The 13,316-nt window shown below is 71.7% G+C and carries 14 protein-coding genes; 7 read left to right on the top strand and 7 right to left on the bottom strand.

Annotation, left to right across the window (positions count from 1 at the left end; genetic code table 11):
• Window positions 1–113: 113 nt before the first annotated feature.
• On the top strand, window positions 114–1,622 hold the full coding sequence (locus tag ACZ3ZE_RS13830; protein WP_467259126.1) for an LVIVD repeat-containing protein: 1,509 nt from the start codon (window positions 114–116) through the stop codon (window positions 1,620–1,622).
• Between the two features lie 20 nt (window positions 1,623–1,642).
• Here the strand turns inward: ACZ3ZE_RS13830 and ACZ3ZE_RS13825 are convergent, their stop codons facing one another.
• The 5 genes from ACZ3ZE_RS13825 to ACZ3ZE_RS13805 form a co-directional block, all read right to left on the bottom strand.
• The gene (locus tag ACZ3ZE_RS13825; protein ID WP_361625014.1) at window positions 1,643–2,335 is read right to left on the bottom strand and encodes a TetR/AcrR family transcriptional regulator; all 693 of its coding nucleotides are present in this window, start codon (window positions 2,333–2,335) and stop codon (window positions 1,643–1,645) included.
• Window positions 2,336–2,464: 129 nt separating this feature from the next.
• Window positions 2,465–3,142: a phosphatase PAP2 family protein gene (locus ACZ3ZE_RS13820; protein WP_361173725.1), complete on the bottom strand. Its 678-nt coding sequence runs from the start codon at window positions 3,140–3,142 to the stop codon at window positions 2,465–2,467.
• Window positions 3,143–3,233: 91 nt separating this feature from the next.
• Window positions 3,234–4,250: an AraC-like ligand-binding domain-containing protein gene (locus ACZ3ZE_RS13815; RefSeq protein ID WP_467259123.1), complete on the bottom strand. Its 1,017-nt coding sequence runs from the start codon at window positions 4,248–4,250 to the stop codon at window positions 3,234–3,236.
• A gap of 215 nt (window positions 4,251–4,465) precedes the next feature.
• Window positions 4,466–5,407 (bottom strand): M56 family metallopeptidase, encoded by a 942-nt coding sequence (locus ACZ3ZE_RS13810; protein WP_361173728.1) that lies wholly within the window; start codon window positions 5,405–5,407, stop codon window positions 4,466–4,468.
• 105 nt (window positions 5,408–5,512) lie between these two features.
• Window positions 5,513–6,097, bottom strand: coding sequence for a DUF5134 domain-containing protein (locus ACZ3ZE_RS13805; protein WP_467259120.1), 585 nt, complete (start codon window positions 6,095–6,097; stop codon window positions 5,513–5,515).
• A 179-nt stretch (window positions 6,098–6,276) separates the two neighbouring features.
• Between ACZ3ZE_RS13805 and ACZ3ZE_RS13800 the strand changes: the two genes are divergently transcribed.
• Window positions 6,277–6,828 (top strand): GNAT family N-acetyltransferase, encoded by a 552-nt coding sequence (locus ACZ3ZE_RS13800; RefSeq protein ID WP_361173734.1) that lies wholly within the window; start codon window positions 6,277–6,279, stop codon window positions 6,826–6,828.
• 15 nt (window positions 6,829–6,843) lie between these two features.
• Here the strand turns inward: ACZ3ZE_RS13800 and ACZ3ZE_RS13795 are convergent, their stop codons facing one another.
• Window positions 6,844–7,524 (bottom strand): glycerophosphodiester phosphodiesterase, encoded by a 681-nt coding sequence (locus ACZ3ZE_RS13795; protein ID WP_361625026.1) that lies wholly within the window; start codon window positions 7,522–7,524, stop codon window positions 6,844–6,846.
• A 256-nt stretch (window positions 7,525–7,780) separates the two neighbouring features.
• Here ACZ3ZE_RS13795 and ACZ3ZE_RS13790 point away from each other — a divergent pair, with 256 nt between their 5' ends.
• The 4 genes from ACZ3ZE_RS13790 to ACZ3ZE_RS13775 all read left to right on the top strand — a co-directional run bounded on the left by ACZ3ZE_RS13790 (window position 7,781) and on the right by ACZ3ZE_RS13775 (window position 11,923).
• Complete coding sequence (locus ACZ3ZE_RS13790) at window positions 7,781–9,187, top strand: DUF6421 family protein (protein ID WP_361173740.1); 1,407 nt, start codon at window positions 7,781–7,783, stop codon at window positions 9,185–9,187.
• 35 nt (window positions 9,188–9,222) lie between these two features.
• Entirely contained in the window at window positions 9,223–9,984 is a 762-nt protein-coding gene (locus ACZ3ZE_RS13785) for an SDR family oxidoreductase (RefSeq protein WP_361173743.1), read from the top strand.
• Entirely contained in the window at window positions 9,981–11,060 is a 1,080-nt protein-coding gene (locus ACZ3ZE_RS13780; RefSeq protein WP_361174261.1) for a threonine aldolase family protein, read from the top strand. The genes ACZ3ZE_RS13785 and ACZ3ZE_RS13780 overlap by 4 nt, the downstream gene beginning before the upstream one ends.
• A gap of 170 nt (window positions 11,061–11,230) precedes the next feature.
• On the top strand, window positions 11,231–11,923 hold the full coding sequence (locus ACZ3ZE_RS13775; RefSeq protein ID WP_361173746.1) for a B3/B4 domain-containing protein: 693 nt from the start codon (window positions 11,231–11,233) through the stop codon (window positions 11,921–11,923).
• Window positions 11,924–11,956: 33 nt separating this feature from the next.
• On the opposite strand, the gene ACZ3ZE_RS13770 is transcribed toward ACZ3ZE_RS13775, so the two are convergent.
• The gene (locus ACZ3ZE_RS13770; protein WP_361173749.1) at window positions 11,957–12,682 is read right to left on the bottom strand and encodes a lysophospholipid acyltransferase family protein; all 726 of its coding nucleotides are present in this window, start codon (window positions 12,680–12,682) and stop codon (window positions 11,957–11,959) included.
• 221 nt (window positions 12,683–12,903) lie between these two features.
• Here ACZ3ZE_RS13770 and ACZ3ZE_RS13765 point away from each other — a divergent pair, with 221 nt between their 5' ends.
• Window positions 12,904–13,215 (top strand): TlpA family protein disulfide reductase, encoded by a 312-nt coding sequence (locus tag ACZ3ZE_RS13765; RefSeq protein WP_361625032.1) that lies wholly within the window; start codon window positions 12,904–12,906, stop codon window positions 13,213–13,215.
• Window positions 13,216–13,316: the final 101 nt, after the last annotated feature.

The raw sequence follows: 13,316 nt of genomic DNA, 5'->3' as shown, positions 1-13,316 counted from the left end.
TGCGGGTGTTTCTCCATTACGTCTCTGTTGCCATCTGTTGAGATGTGCACACCAAGGAAGATACTGCCGGGGTCCCACCACCGTTCAACTGTGCGACATCAGATGAGGACGGAGTGACTTCGTTGCGTACCACGAGTACCCCGCGTGCACGGATCAGAGGCCTGGGGGTGGCGACCGCCGCCGCCGGACTGCTGATCGGCCTGCTCGCCGCCGGACCCGCGGCCGCCACCCCCGACCCCGGCGACGCCCCGGCCCCGGCAGCCGTCTCGGCGGAGCAGGCGTCCGACGCCCGCGCCGCCATCGCCGCCGGTGAGATACCCGGCGTGGACGAGGTCGTCCACAGCCCCAACATCGAACACCTCGTCAATGTCCCGAAGGACGCCCTGAAGGGCATCAACTCCGACCTGGCCTTCCAGGGGAAGTACGCCTTCGCCGGCAACTACGACGGCTTCCGGATCTTCGACATCAGCGACCCGCGGTCGCCCAGGACCGTCGCCCAGGTGCTGTGCCCCGGCTCCCAGAACGACGTCTCCGTCTCCGGGAACCTGCTCTTCCTGTCCACCGACTCCTCGCGCAGCGACAACTCCTGCGCCAGCGTTCCGCAGCCGGCCTCGGTGAAGGAATCCTGGGAGGGCATGAAGATCTTCGACATCAGCGACATCGCCAACCCGAAGTACGTCGCCTCCGTCGAGACCAACTGCGGTTCGCACACCCACACGCTGGTGCCGAAGCGCAAGGACGTGTACATCTACGTCTCCTCGTACTCGCCCAACGCCGCCTTCCCCGACTGCCAGCCCCCGCACGACGGCATCTCCGTCATCAAGGTGCCGCGCAAGGCCCCGGAACAGGCCAAGGTCGTCGACTTCCCGGTCCTCTTCCCCGGCGAGGGCCCCGACGGCGGCGGCAACCCCGGTGCGCCCACCAACCCGGGCGTCTCCAAGACCACCGGCTGCCACGACCTGACCGTGCTGCCCAGCGAGGACCTGGCCGCCGGCGCCTGCATGGGCGACGGCATTCTCTTCGACATCAAGGACCCGGAGCACCCCAGGGTGATCGACCGCGTCCAGGACAACGTCAACTTCGCGTTCTGGCACTCCGCGACCTTCAACCAGAAGGCGGACAAGGTCGTCTTCACCGACGAGCTCGGCGGCGGCGGCGCGCCCACCTGCAACGCGGTCGTCGGCCCGAACCGGGGCGCGGACGGCATCTACGACATCGTCGGCAAGGGCGACAAGCGCAAGCTGGTCTTCCGCAGCTACTTCAAGATCCCGCGCCACCAGGCCGACACCGAGAACTGCGTCGCCCACAACGGCTCGCTGATCCCGGTCAAGGGCAAGGACATCATGGTCCAGGCCTGGTACCAGGGCGGCGTCTCCGTCTGGGACTTCACCGACTCCAGCCGCCCGAAGGAGATCGCCTTCTTCGAGCGCGGCCCGGTCTCCGCGACCACCCTGGCCACCGGCGGTTCCTGGTCGGCCTACTACTACAACGGCCACATCTACTCGAACGACATCGCCAAGGGCTTCGACGTGCTGAAGCTCAGCGACAAGCGCACCGACAAGGCGGCGCGGGTCCGGATGGACGAGCTGAACGTCCAGACGCAGCCCGACTACTTCGACTAGCCGACGGACCAGGAGACGGATCAGTTGACGGGATCGGTCTCCTTCGAGGCCTGACGCGGCACCCGGGCCGACAGGTCCGGTAACGCCGTACGCGACCCCGGCATGCCGTCGGGCGGACCCCCGCCCGGCGGCATGCCCTGCTCCCAGTCGAGCCCGTACCGCTGGAACAGTTCCGAGCGCAGCCGGGCCATCGGCATCGGCGCCCCCGGCAGCAGCACGGCGACCACCGCCCCCATCAGTAGCGCCCGCAGCAGCGGATAGTCCGTGTCCACGTCGTCGGAGCCGTACCGCGTGACGGTGTCGCGCAGCAGCTCCGCGAGCCGCTGCTGCTCGGGGCACCGCACGAAACCCTCGGCCTGCAGGATGCCCGCCATGTGCGTCCGCATGAGCTGCGGGCGACTCTCCGCCAGGCCCAGGATCGCGTCGATCGCCCGCGCCAGGCGCTCCCGGCCGTCCTCCGTGCGCGGCTCGCGCTCCAGCGCCTCCTCCAGCGTCAGATGCATCAGCCGGTGCACCGCGGACTGCAGGAGCTGCCGCTTGCCGGGGAAGTAGTACGAGATCAGACCACGTGCCGAGCCCGCCCGGGCGGCTATGTCCGCGAGGGTCGTGGCCTCGTACCCGCGCTCGTCGACCAGCTCCACGGTCGCCTGCAGGAGCCGCTCGCGGGAGCGCCGCCGAAGCTCTTCATTGACCGATGCGCTACGCGGGGACATGCTGGACTCCTGCGTTGACTGGCTGGCAGCCAATATACTCAGCGCGTCCTGCTGTCGCGCCCTCGTGGCCGGAAGCGGGACATGCCGTCTGTTCTGGGCGACGCGGGGGATCGTCCAGGACAGGCGGCTTCATCGCCTGTCTCCCATTCTGCTCCCGCCGTTCTGCCCCGGTCCCGCACCCGGTCTCCGTGCCACGGCCGCGCGGTACGTGACGATCGCCGCGGCCACACAGGCCCAGCCGAGGAGCCAGCCGCCCACCACGTCGGACGGCCAGTGCACGCCCAGGTACACCCGGGTCCAGCCGACCCCCACGACCGACACCACGGCCACCCCGGCGAGCGTGCCCCAGCCCCGCCGGCCCTCGTGCCAGTGCAGGGCGAGCACCCACAGCAGCAGCCCGCAGGTGACCGTCGCCGTCATGACGTGGCCGGAGGGGAACGCGGAGTAGTTCGCCGAGTCGACCGGATCCGGCCAGCTGGGCCGCGGCCGGTCCACCGCCGCCTTCACTCCCTGCTGGAGGCCCACCGTGAGCAGGCTGGCGCCCGCCACCCACAGCGCGAGCAGCCGCTCACGCCGCCACCACAGCCAGCCCACGGCCACCGCGGCCAGCGCGCGCATGGTCCACGGGTCCCAGACCCAGTCGGTCAGGATCCGGTTGAGGTGGGTGAACCCGGGCTCGGCGAGCGCGCTGCGGTGCAGGGCCTCGGAGATCTCCCGGTCGAGCGACAGCAGCGGGGGCCACCCCACCGCCACCAGGACGAGCAGCAGCACGGCCAGGACGCCGGAGACGGCGGCGGAGATGCGCATGGACCCGATCCTGCCCGAAGCCCTGCGGACGCCGTGCGCCCGACCCCCCCGGTGATGCGGGGGACCGGGCGCGGCCGACCTGCTTCGACGCTCATCCCGAGCCTGACGGCGCTCCGAGCCACCGCTGCGACGCGCCGCGCCCGGCGGGCGTGCGCGAGGAGTGTGCGCGGTGTTCGGTCGGGGTGATCCCGTAGGCCTCGCGGAACGCCCGGCTGAACCCGGTGGCGCTGGGAAAGCCCCAGCGCGCCGCGATCGCCTGCACCGGCTGCCTGTTCAGATCCCCGCGGGCGAGGTCGGCGCGGGCGCGCTCCAGCCGGCTTCGGCGGATGTGGGCCGCGAGGGTCAGGGGCTCGTCGTCGAAGAGGTTGTACAGGCGCCGCAGTGACATGTTGTGCCGGTCGGCGATCAGTTGAGGGGTCAGGTCCGGGTCGCCGAGGTTGTTCTCGATGAAGCGGTGGATCCGCTGGAGCGTCTCCTGCGTACGGGCCGCGGCAGGCGCCTGGCCAGGGTCGCCGAGCTGCCGCGCGAGAAACGCGGTGGCCAGGTCGAGGGCGACCGAGCCCATGCCGCGCAACTCCTCCGGCCGGCAGTCCGGGCCGTACGCGAGTAGCGTCTTCAGGAAGTCGGTGAGGATCGCCCCGGACCCCCCGTCCGCGGCGAGGCACTGCGCGAGGAGCCGGTCCAGCCGGTCCGCACGCAGGGCCAGGGCCTGCCGGGGAATCTGGAGGACCAGCGACTCGATCTGTTCGCCGGTGCATTCCCCCTCGCTCGGCCGTGACGTGTCGGTCAGGACGAGCCCCTCCGCGACCACCGACTCGTTGCGTCGCTGGGAGATCCGCAAGGCGCCTTTCGTGATGAGCGCCAGCTGCACGTGCTCGGGATCGCCACGCCGGACGTGCGCCGCCGTACGACGCGACAGGACCGGCGAGGACGCCACGAAGGACAGCCGCACGACGCCGAGGTCCAGGTACCTGATGCCCGCCCGGAAGTCCGCCGCGTGCCGGGTGCTGAGCGTGATGGGCATGACCTCCGTGGACACCGCTTCACAGAACCGGTCGAACCTGTCCTCACTCGTCCCGACGGCCTCTGGCGCGAACTGCGCTTGCATGCGATCCCCTGCACCTCGACGTAGCGGCGTCCCTCGCTCCATTGGGGCGGTGCACCGCCGTTCCTCACCCCACCGCGCCGTGATCATTATCGGACACCGCCGCCCACGGCCCGGACTCCCGGGCGCGGCGCCGCAAGCACCGTTGTTCTTCCCTCGGCGATGGTTCGCCTCGGGCCTCGGGACCGGTGCGGGCCGGAGCGACGCTCCGTCGACCCTTAACCCAGCGCCCTCAGCGCCGGTACGAAGGCCACCAGGACCGGGAGCACCGGGACCAGCGCCGCCGCGGCCGTCAGGCGCAGCCGGCGGGCCGCGGTCAGGCGGGGCGTGGCGGCGAGGAGGCGGTCGACGCGCTGCGGCAGGCCGGCGTGCGGGGCCGGGCCGGGGCCGAACACCCCGCGGTCCTCGTTGAGTTCCACCAGGGCGAGCGCGATCGTCAGACGTCCGAAGCGGCGCGAGGCCACGTCGTCCGCCGCCAGTTCCACCAGCCGGTGCATCTCGCCGCGGAAGGCGGCGAAGACGGGTACGCCGGGGAAACCGTCGGCCAGCGCCGCCGAGCAGTGCAGCAGCCAGTCGTGCCGCGCCCGGGCGTGTCCCTGCTCGTGCGCGAGGACCGCGTCGAGCTGCCGGCCCTTGAGCCGGCGCAGCGCGCCCGTGGTGACGACCAGTCGGGGCGTCCGGCCGCCGGGCAGCCACCGGGCGTCCGCGCGCTCGCCCTCCAGGATCACCAGGCGGTCGCCGCCCGTGGCCTCCTCGCCGGGCACCAGCGGCGCCCGTACGAGCAGTTCGCGGCGGCGCAGCTTGCGCCGGGCCCGCGCCTGGCCGATCTCGCGGCCCAGCATCGCGCCGGTCCACAGCCCGCCGGCCGCGAGCAGCACGGCGAGCACCGCCGACCAGGGGCGGCTCGCGCCGAGCTCGTACGCCTCGATCACGGCGTGCGGGGCGGGGGCGAAGAGCTGGCCGCGCACCGCCTGCCAGGCCGCGGACGCGCTGAACGTCATCGACAGCGCGAAGCTCAGCAGCACCGCGGCCACCACGCACTGCCACACCCAGAGCGCCACCACGGGTTCCCGCTCCGCCCAGTCGGCCCGCGACAGAAGCCGCGGGGCCACGACGGCGGTCAGGACGCCGAGCGCGAGCAGCGCGAGGGAGACCAACATGCCGCCAGCCTATGAGCCGGTACCACGCGGGGGTATGGCCTTGACGATCAAGTGACGCACGCCACGTTTGCCGGTTCACCCGAGCCCCGCGCGCCCCGGCCGGCCTCAGACGGTGAGGAGCATCGCCAGCATCGCGAGCGCCATCGACAGCCGGCACACCAGCGTGAGCTCCGACCCGGGTGCCCGGCTCCCGCCCGTCGTCCGCGCCTCACCGGCGCCGCCCGCCGCCACCGGCACCAGCCGGGTGCCCGAGCGCAGCACGTACGCACCGAAGTAGGCGAGCAGCGCACCGGTCAGCACGGGTATGCCCCCGGCGCCCGCCGCCGCGTGCCCCGCGTGCGCCCCCGTGCCCGGCGCGCCGGGGGCCGCCGCCATCGCCAGCGCCATGTAGACCATCGCCAGCGAGCCCACCAGGTGGTGCAGATGGTGGCCGCCGCCCCGCACCGCCCCGAGCAGACCGCCCAGGGCCGCGAGCCCGAACACCCCCACGTACAGCCCGAGCACCCACTCCGGCGGGGCCACGACCGTCGCGGGCAGCGCCATCGCGGCCATCCCGAAGCCCATCACGGCCTCGCCTCCCGCCGCCCGGCGCTCCTCCCCGGAGCTGCGCCGCGCGCGCAGCAGGCAGTACGCCCCGCCGGCCGCGCACACCAGCACGAGCAGCCAGCCGGACAGCGCCGGTCCATGCACGTCGGACCCCCTCCTCGCCGACCGCGAACCTTCCGACCCCGAGTGCATGCCCGGCGCCCGGAGCGCCTACGCGGGCGCAGAGGCGCACACGGGTGTACGAGAGGGGGTGCGGGGCGCGCGTTAGGCTCGGGGCGATCGCGTACGCCGATCGCCCGCGCCCGAGGGGAGCCCCGCACACCATGGACACCGCCGAGTCCCAGCACACCGGCCGCATCACCTACCGCGACGCCGTGCCGGACGACGTTCCGGCGCTCGTGCCGCTCGTCGAGTCGGCGTACCGGGGTGACTCCAGCCGGGCCGGCTGGACCACCGAGGCGGACATCCTCCAGGGGCAGCGCACCGACGCCGACGGCGTCGAGGCGGTCATCGCCACCCCGGGCAGCCGGCTGATGGTGGTGGAGCGCGACGGCGAGCTCCTCGCCTGCTGCCAGCTCGAACACCGCGGCGAGGCCGCCTACTTCGGCATGTTCGCGGTCCGCCCGGAGCTCCAGGGCGCGGGCCTCGGCCGGCAGATCATCGCCGAGGCGGAGCGCCGGGTGCGCGAGCTCTGGGACGTGCGCGAGATGCACATGACCGTCATCTCGGTCCGCGAGGAGCTGATCGCCTGGTACGAGCGGCGCGGCTACCGCCGGACCGGCCGGATGACGCCCTTCCCGTACGGCGACGAGCGCTTCGGCCTGCCGCAGCGCGACGACCTGCAGTTCGAGCTGCTCGTCAAGGAACTGGTCTGACCCGAAGGGTGCCGCTCACGCGGTGAGGCCGTCGCCCCGGATCTCGGGGCGGTCGGTCGTCACGCCGTCGAGCCCCAGGGCGTGCGCCAGGCGCAGGTCGTCCTGGGTGTTCACCACCCACCCCGTCACCCGCAGCCCCTCCGCGTGCGCCCGCTCGACGGTGTCCTGCGTGAGGTGCCGGATGTTGAGGACGAGCGCGCCGGCGCCGACCGCGAGCGCCCGGGCCACCACGTCGGCCTGGCGCCGGTCGGCCACCAGCGCCGTGCGCACCGCCGGGACGAGGGCGCGGACCTCGGCGAGGGCCTCGTCGTGGAAGGAGATCACCTCGACGCGGCCGGTGAGCTCGCGCGCGAGGATCACCCCGGCGAGGGTCCGGGCCGCCGCGACGTCCTTGATCTCCGCCTGGAGCGGCGCGCCGACCGCGTCCAGGACCTCCTCGAAGACGGGGACGCGCTCGCCGTCGCCGGCGTCCAGCCCGCGCAGCTCCGCGAGGGTCTTGTCGGCGATCGGCCCGGTGCCGTCGGTGGTGCGGTCGACCTCCGCGTCGTGCATGACGACCAGGGCGCCGTCCTTGCTGAGGTGCAGGTCGAGCTCGATGACGTCCAGGCCGGCCCGCTCGGCCCGGACGAAGGAGCGCAGGGTGTTCTCGGGCTCGACGCCCATGACCCCGCGATGACCGATGGTGAGGAAACTCAAGATCTTCTCGCTTCCGTCGAGGACCGGTCCGGCTCCGCCGTGCCCGGTGCGGTTCGCGCAGCAGCCTAATGGCCGGCCCCGCAACCGGAAGCGACCCTACGGAACACCGCATTTCTCGGCCGTAAACCCCACGGCACAGGAAAAACAGCGGTCTACCCGGGGGTCGGACAGGAGAATTTCCCTTGCCCCTCTTGTGGTGGGGAACCGTCGATGGTTACGGTGTCTTGACGCGAGGTTCTCCTGTGGAGGAAGAGGCATGACGGAAATTCTTGTGCAGGACGTGACCGGCGGGGGGATATCCGCCGACGCTCCCGTGGTCGACCACCCTGCCTGGCCCGAGCTCAAGAATGCCGTGGAGGAGCTCCGACCCTGGCAGAGCGCGGACGGCTCCATCGACTTCCGGGCCGAGGGCGCGCCCGCGCTGGCGCTCGCCGAGCAGACCGTGGAGCGCATCGTCGCCGCGGTCGAGCAGCTCTCCCCGCTGGTCCCGCACGACGCGGAGTACCACCGCGCGCTCGTCTCCGACCTGCGCAAGTGGGCCCAGGGCGGCTTCGCGGTCCCCGACTTCCTCGACGCGCTGCTGGCCTTCCAGCCGGCCGCCGACCGCGTGGACGGGCTCCAGCACCTCGTGCTGTTCCCGATGTACACGCAGAACGGCAACCCGGACCGCAACTTCGAGGCCGTCGTGCTGCGCATGGTGTGGCCGGAGTGGCTCTCCGAGCTGGAGGCCACCCGCTACGACAACCCGCTGTTCTGCGGCATCACCTTCGAGGACTTCACCGCCGGGTACGACACCAACTCGGCCGTCCTCTTCCCGGAGACCATCGCGGTCCGCGAGGCCCCCGAGCGCTTCAGCTGGGGCGGCATCTTCTGCGACCGCGAGGCCGCCCGCTTCCGCAAGGTCACCGAGGCCGCCGTCGACACCCTGGGCATCCAGCTGCCCGAGGACATCGCCGCCATGGTCGACGACCAGGACCGCTGCGAGAAGGCGTTCGTCCTGTGGGACATGGTCCACGACCGCACCCACAGCCACGGCGACCTGCCGTTCGACCCCTTCATGATCAAGCAGCGCCAGCCGTTCTGGATGTACGGGCTGGAGGAGCTGCGCTGCGACCTCACCGCCTTCAAGGAGGCCGTGAAGCTGGAGGCCGAGGGCAACGAGCACGGCCGTGACGTGCAGTACGCGGTCCTCTTCGACCGCATGTTCCGCTTCCCGCTCTCCGGCGACCGCAACCGCAACTACGACGGTCTCGGCGGCCAGCTGCTCTTCGCGTACCTGCACAAGCACGACGTGGTGCGCTGGACCGACAACACGCTGAAGATCGACTGGGAGCGGGTCTCCGAGGTCACCAACCAGCTCTGCGGCGAGATCGAGCAGCTCTACCGCGACGGCATCGACCGCCCGAAGCTGGTCCACTGGTTCAAGGCGTACGAGCTGGTCTCCACCTACCTCGCCCCGCACCCCGGCTCCACGTGGGCCAAGGGTCCCGACGCCCTCGACCTGAGCCTCCCGCCGCGCAAGCTGGTCGACGACGTGCTTCCGGACGAGTTTCCGCTCAGCATGTTCTATGAGGCCCTCGCCAAGAAGCTCAAGAGCGTGATCGCCGCCACCAAGGGCATCACCGCCGCGAACGCTTCGGACGCCGAGCGGGCCGCCGCGTGAGCACGGACACCGACCAGACGGAGGAGGCGGCGCCCATGAACGCCAACGGAAACGGTGGGCCGCTCGACGGCGCCGTCATCGCCGTCGCCGGCGCGGCCGGCCCGGCCGGCCGGGCGACCCTGCTGCGCCTGGCCGAGGCCGGCGCGACCGTGGTCGGCTCCGACGCCGACCCGGCGCGCCTCGCGGAGGCCGTCGACGCCGCCCGCTACGCCCACGGCGGCGCCCGGGTCATCGGCGACACGGTCGACCTGCTCGACCTGGCCGCCACCAAGGAGTGGGCCGAGAAGACCGAGAAGGAGTTCGGCCGGATCGACGGCCTGATCCACCTGGTCGGCGGCTGGCGCGGCAGCCAGTCCTTCGTCGAGACCGACCTCAAGGACTGGGACTTCCTGGAGAAGCTCCTGGTCCGCACGGTCCAGCACACCTCGCTCGCCTTCCACGACGGGCTGCTGCGCAGCGGCGGCCGTGGCCGCTACGCACTGATCAGCCAGGTCGGCGCGCACAAGCCGGTCGCCAACAACGCCGCGTACAACGCCGGCAAGGCGGCGGCCGAGGCGTGGACCCTGGCCATGGCGGACTCCTTCCGCAAGGCGGGGGGCGACGACGGCGCACAGGCCGCGGCTGCCATCCTGGTGATCAAGGCACTGGTGCACGACGCCATGCGCGCCGAACGCCCCAATGCGAAGTTCGCGGGCTTCACGGACGTCAAGGAGCTGGCCGACGCCATCGCCGGACTCTGGGACCGGCCCGCACAGGAAGTGAATGGACAGCGCCTGTGGCTGACCCCCAAGCCGTGACCCCGGCCCTGGGCCCGAAGACCGACGCCCGTCGTCACCACGACCCGTCGGTCCGGGGCTTCGCCAGCGACAACTACGCCGGTGCCCACCCCGAGGTCCTCGCGGCCATCGCCCTCGCCAACGACGGCCACCAGGTCGCCTACGGCGAGGACCAGTACACCGAGCACCTCCAGCGGATCATGCACAGCCACTTCGGCCCCATGGCCGAGGCGTTCCCGGTCTTCAACGGGACCGGGGCCAACGTGACCGCCCTCCAGGCGCTCACCGACCGCTGGGGCGCCGTGATCTGCGCCGAGTCCGCGCACATCAACGTGGACGAGGGCGGCGCCCCCGAGCGGATGGGCGGCCTCAAGCTGCTCACCGTGGCCACCCCGGACGGCAAGCTCACCCCCGAGCTGATCGACCGGCAGGCCTGGGGCTGGGAGGACGAGCACCGGGCCATGCCCCAGGTCGTCTCGATCACCCAGAACACCGAGCTCGGCACCGTCTACACCGTGGACGAGATCCGGGCCATCGTCGAGCACGCCCACTCCAAGGGCATGAAGGTCCACCTCGACGGCGCCCGCATATCCAACGCGGCCGCCTCGCTGGACGTGCCCATGCGCGCCTTCACCAGCGCGGCGGGCGTGGACGTCATCTCGTACGGCGGCACGAAGAACGGCATGCTCTTCGGCGAGGCCGTGGTCGTGCTGAACCCCGACGCCGTCAGCCACATGAAGCACCTGCGCAAGCTGTCCATGCAGCTCGCCTCCAAGATGCGCTTCGTGTCGGTCCAGCTGGAGGCGCTGCTCGCCAAGGACCTGTGGCTGCGCAACGCCCGCCACGCCAACACGATGGCCCAGCGCCTCGCGGCCGGCGTGCGGGGCGTGGACGGGGTCGAGATCCTCTACCCGGTCCAGGCCAACGCGGTCTTCGCGCGGCTGCCGCACGAGGTCAGCAGGCGGCTCCAGGAGCGTTTCCGCTTCTACTTCTGGGACGAGGCGGCCGGCGACGTGCGCTGGATGTGCTCGTTCGACACCTCGGAGGACGACGTGGACGCGTTCCTCCAGGCGCTGAAGGAAGAGATGGCGCGGTAGCTCCTCGCGGGCGCACCGGCGGACGGCCGGACGGAAGTCACCGACTTCCGTCCGGCCGTTCCGTCATGTGCCCGTTCCCCGTTCGCCTCCGGCCGAAGTCCAGTGAAGTGGATTATCCGGTGTTCTATGCTGAACCGCACCCTGACTTCCGGAACACCGAACGGCGGACCATGACCCTGACGCTCACCGTCTCCGACGAGGTACGCACCCTCGTACCCGGCTTCACCCACCTCGCCGTCGAGGCGCGCGGACTCGTCAACGGGCCCAGCGACGAGACCAGTTCGGCCCTGCTCGACGAAGCCGCCCGGCGGCTCGCGGAGCGCCTGGACGGACAGGCCCCGGACAAGGACCCGCATGTCGCCGCCTGGCGCGCCGCGTACTCCGCGTTCGGCGCCAAGCCCTCCCGTACCCGCAACTCCGCGGAGGCGCTGGCGAAGCGCGCCCTGGCGGACGGCGGACTGCCCCGGATCAACCGGCTCGTGGACGCGTACAACGCGATCAGCGTCGCCCACCTGATCCCGGTCGGCGGCGAGGACCTGAACAAGATCAAGGGCTCGATGCGGCTCGTCCGGGCCACCGGCGAGGAGGACTTCGTCACCGTCGCGGGCGGCGAGGAGAGCGTCGAGCACCCCGAGCCCGGCGAGGTCATCTGGTGCGACGAGGCGGGCGTCACCTGCCGTCGCTGGAACTGGCGCCAGGGCCCGCGCACCCGCATCGAGGACGACACCACCGACGCGATCTTCCTGCTGGAGTCGCTGGAGCCGATGACGCTCGACGAGCTGCGCGCGGCCGGCGAGGAGCTCGCCGAGGCGCTGCAGAAGGTCAGCCCCGGGGCGCAGATCACGGTCCGCGACCCGGAGTGACGTTTCGCCGAGGGGGCCGGGGCCGCCGCGGGACTACTTCTCGGCGGCCTTGACCTCTTCCGGCGTCGGCGCCGTGCCCCCGAGGTGCGCGGGCACCCACCAGGTGTCGCCCGCGTCCTTGGGGCGCACCGGGTAGGCACGCTGCGCGGCCTCCAGGAGCTCCTGGACGCGCCCGCGCAGCCGCCGGGTGATCGCACCCGCGTACTGGTCGGCCGGGGCCTCAAGGGGCTCGCCCACGCGGATGGTGATCGGGATGTGGCTGCGCTTGAAGTTCCGCGGCCGGCCCTTGGTCCACACGCGCTGCGTGCCCCACAGCGCCATCGGGATCAGCGGGACGCCCGCCTCCTGCGCGAGACGCGCGGCACCGGACTTGAAGCTCTTCAGCGTGAACGACTGCGAGATGGTCGCCTCGGGGAAGACGCCGATGATCTCGCCCGCGCGCAGCGAGCGCAGCGCGTGCTCGTAGGCGTGCTCGCCCTGGGCGCGGTCCACCGGGATGTGCTTCATCGCGCGCATCAGCGGGCCGGAGACCTTGTGGCGGAACACCGAGTCCTTCGCCATGAAGCGCACCAGGCGCTTCTGGGGGAGTGCGGCCAGACCGGTGAAGATGAAGTCCAGATAGCTGATGTGGTTGCTCACGATGACCGCCCCGCCCTCGCGGGGGATGTGGTGCGAGCCTTGAGTGTCGATCTTCAGATCCAGCGCCTTGAACAGGGTCAGTGCGGCGCCGATGACCGGCCGATAGACGAGCTCTGCCATCTGGGACGAACCCCTTCGTCAGTGCCTGGGGAGGGTTCTCCCGGCGAAGTTACGCAGCCGTAGGTTTTCGGCTTTGGGCAGATCGTGCCCCATGTGGGCCCTCGTGACCAGTCCAGGCGGCTTCGTACGGGGAGATTCTCGTCACTCGGGGTATGCGTGGCGGGAATCGTTCGCTCACGTGCGACGCTGCACCCGTTACGGACCACAGGAGGAGCAGCGGGATGACCGAGGTCGTGGGCGCCGAGGAGCTGGGCGCGGAGCTGGGGGAGCGGGCCACCCTGGTGCAGTTCTCCACCGCCTTCTGCCAGCCCTGCCGGGCCACCCGGCGGACGCTCGCTGAGGTGGCCGCCATGGTCGACGGCGTCGGGCACATCGAGATCGACGCCGAGGAGCGCCTCGACCTCGTACGGGAGCTGGGCATCGTCCGTACCCCCACGGTGCTCGTCCTCGACCGGTCCGGGCGGATCGTGCGCAGGGCCGCCGGGCAGCCCCGCCGCGCCGATGTCATCGCCGCGCTCGGACAGGCGGTCTGACGCGGTGTGCGGCACGGTCCCTGACGCGGTGACACATCTCCCACATCGCGGTACGCACTTGACTGCACGCGGCAACGATCGTCAGTCTGGCGTAGTGCCCC

This window comes from Streptomyces sp. NPDC023157 (assembly GCF_055560575.1).
The sequence above is the reverse complement of the archived record's forward strand: the minus strand, read 5'-3'. Positions and strand labels throughout refer to the sequence as shown.

What these genes read in the sequence shown, in the direction of transcription:
- ACZ3ZE_RS13770 (WP_361173749.1), bottom strand. Translation starts at nt 12,682, where the DNA reads ATGGCAGAGCTCGTCTATCGGCCGGTCATCGGCGCCGCACTGACCCTG.
- ACZ3ZE_RS13810 (WP_361173728.1), bottom strand. Translation starts at nt 5,407, where the DNA reads ATGTTGGTCTCCCTCGCGCTGCTCGCGCTCGGCGTCCTGACCGCCGTC.
- ACZ3ZE_RS13825 (WP_361625014.1), bottom strand. Translation starts at nt 2,335, where the DNA reads ATGTCCCCGCGTAGCGCATCGGTCAATGAAGAGCTTCGGCGGCGCTCC.
- ACZ3ZE_RS13785 (WP_361173743.1), top strand. Translation starts at nt 9,223, where the DNA reads ATGAACGCCAACGGAAACGGTGGGCCGCTCGACGGCGCCGTCATCGCC.
- ACZ3ZE_RS13800 (WP_361173734.1), top strand. Translation starts at nt 6,277, where the DNA reads ATGGACACCGCCGAGTCCCAGCACACCGGCCGCATCACCTACCGCGAC.
- ACZ3ZE_RS13765 (WP_361625032.1), top strand. Translation starts at nt 12,904, where the DNA reads ATGACCGAGGTCGTGGGCGCCGAGGAGCTGGGCGCGGAGCTGGGGGAG.
- ACZ3ZE_RS13820 (WP_361173725.1), bottom strand. Translation starts at nt 3,142, where the DNA reads ATGCGCATCTCCGCCGCCGTCTCCGGCGTCCTGGCCGTGCTGCTGCTC.
- ACZ3ZE_RS13775 (WP_361173746.1), top strand. Translation starts at nt 11,231, where the DNA reads ATGACCCTGACGCTCACCGTCTCCGACGAGGTACGCACCCTCGTACCC.
- ACZ3ZE_RS13790 (WP_361173740.1), top strand. Translation starts at nt 7,781, where the DNA reads ATGACGGAAATTCTTGTGCAGGACGTGACCGGCGGGGGGATATCCGCC.
- ACZ3ZE_RS13815 (WP_467259123.1), bottom strand. Translation starts at nt 4,250, where the DNA reads ATGCAAGCGCAGTTCGCGCCAGAGGCCGTCGGGACGAGTGAGGACAGG.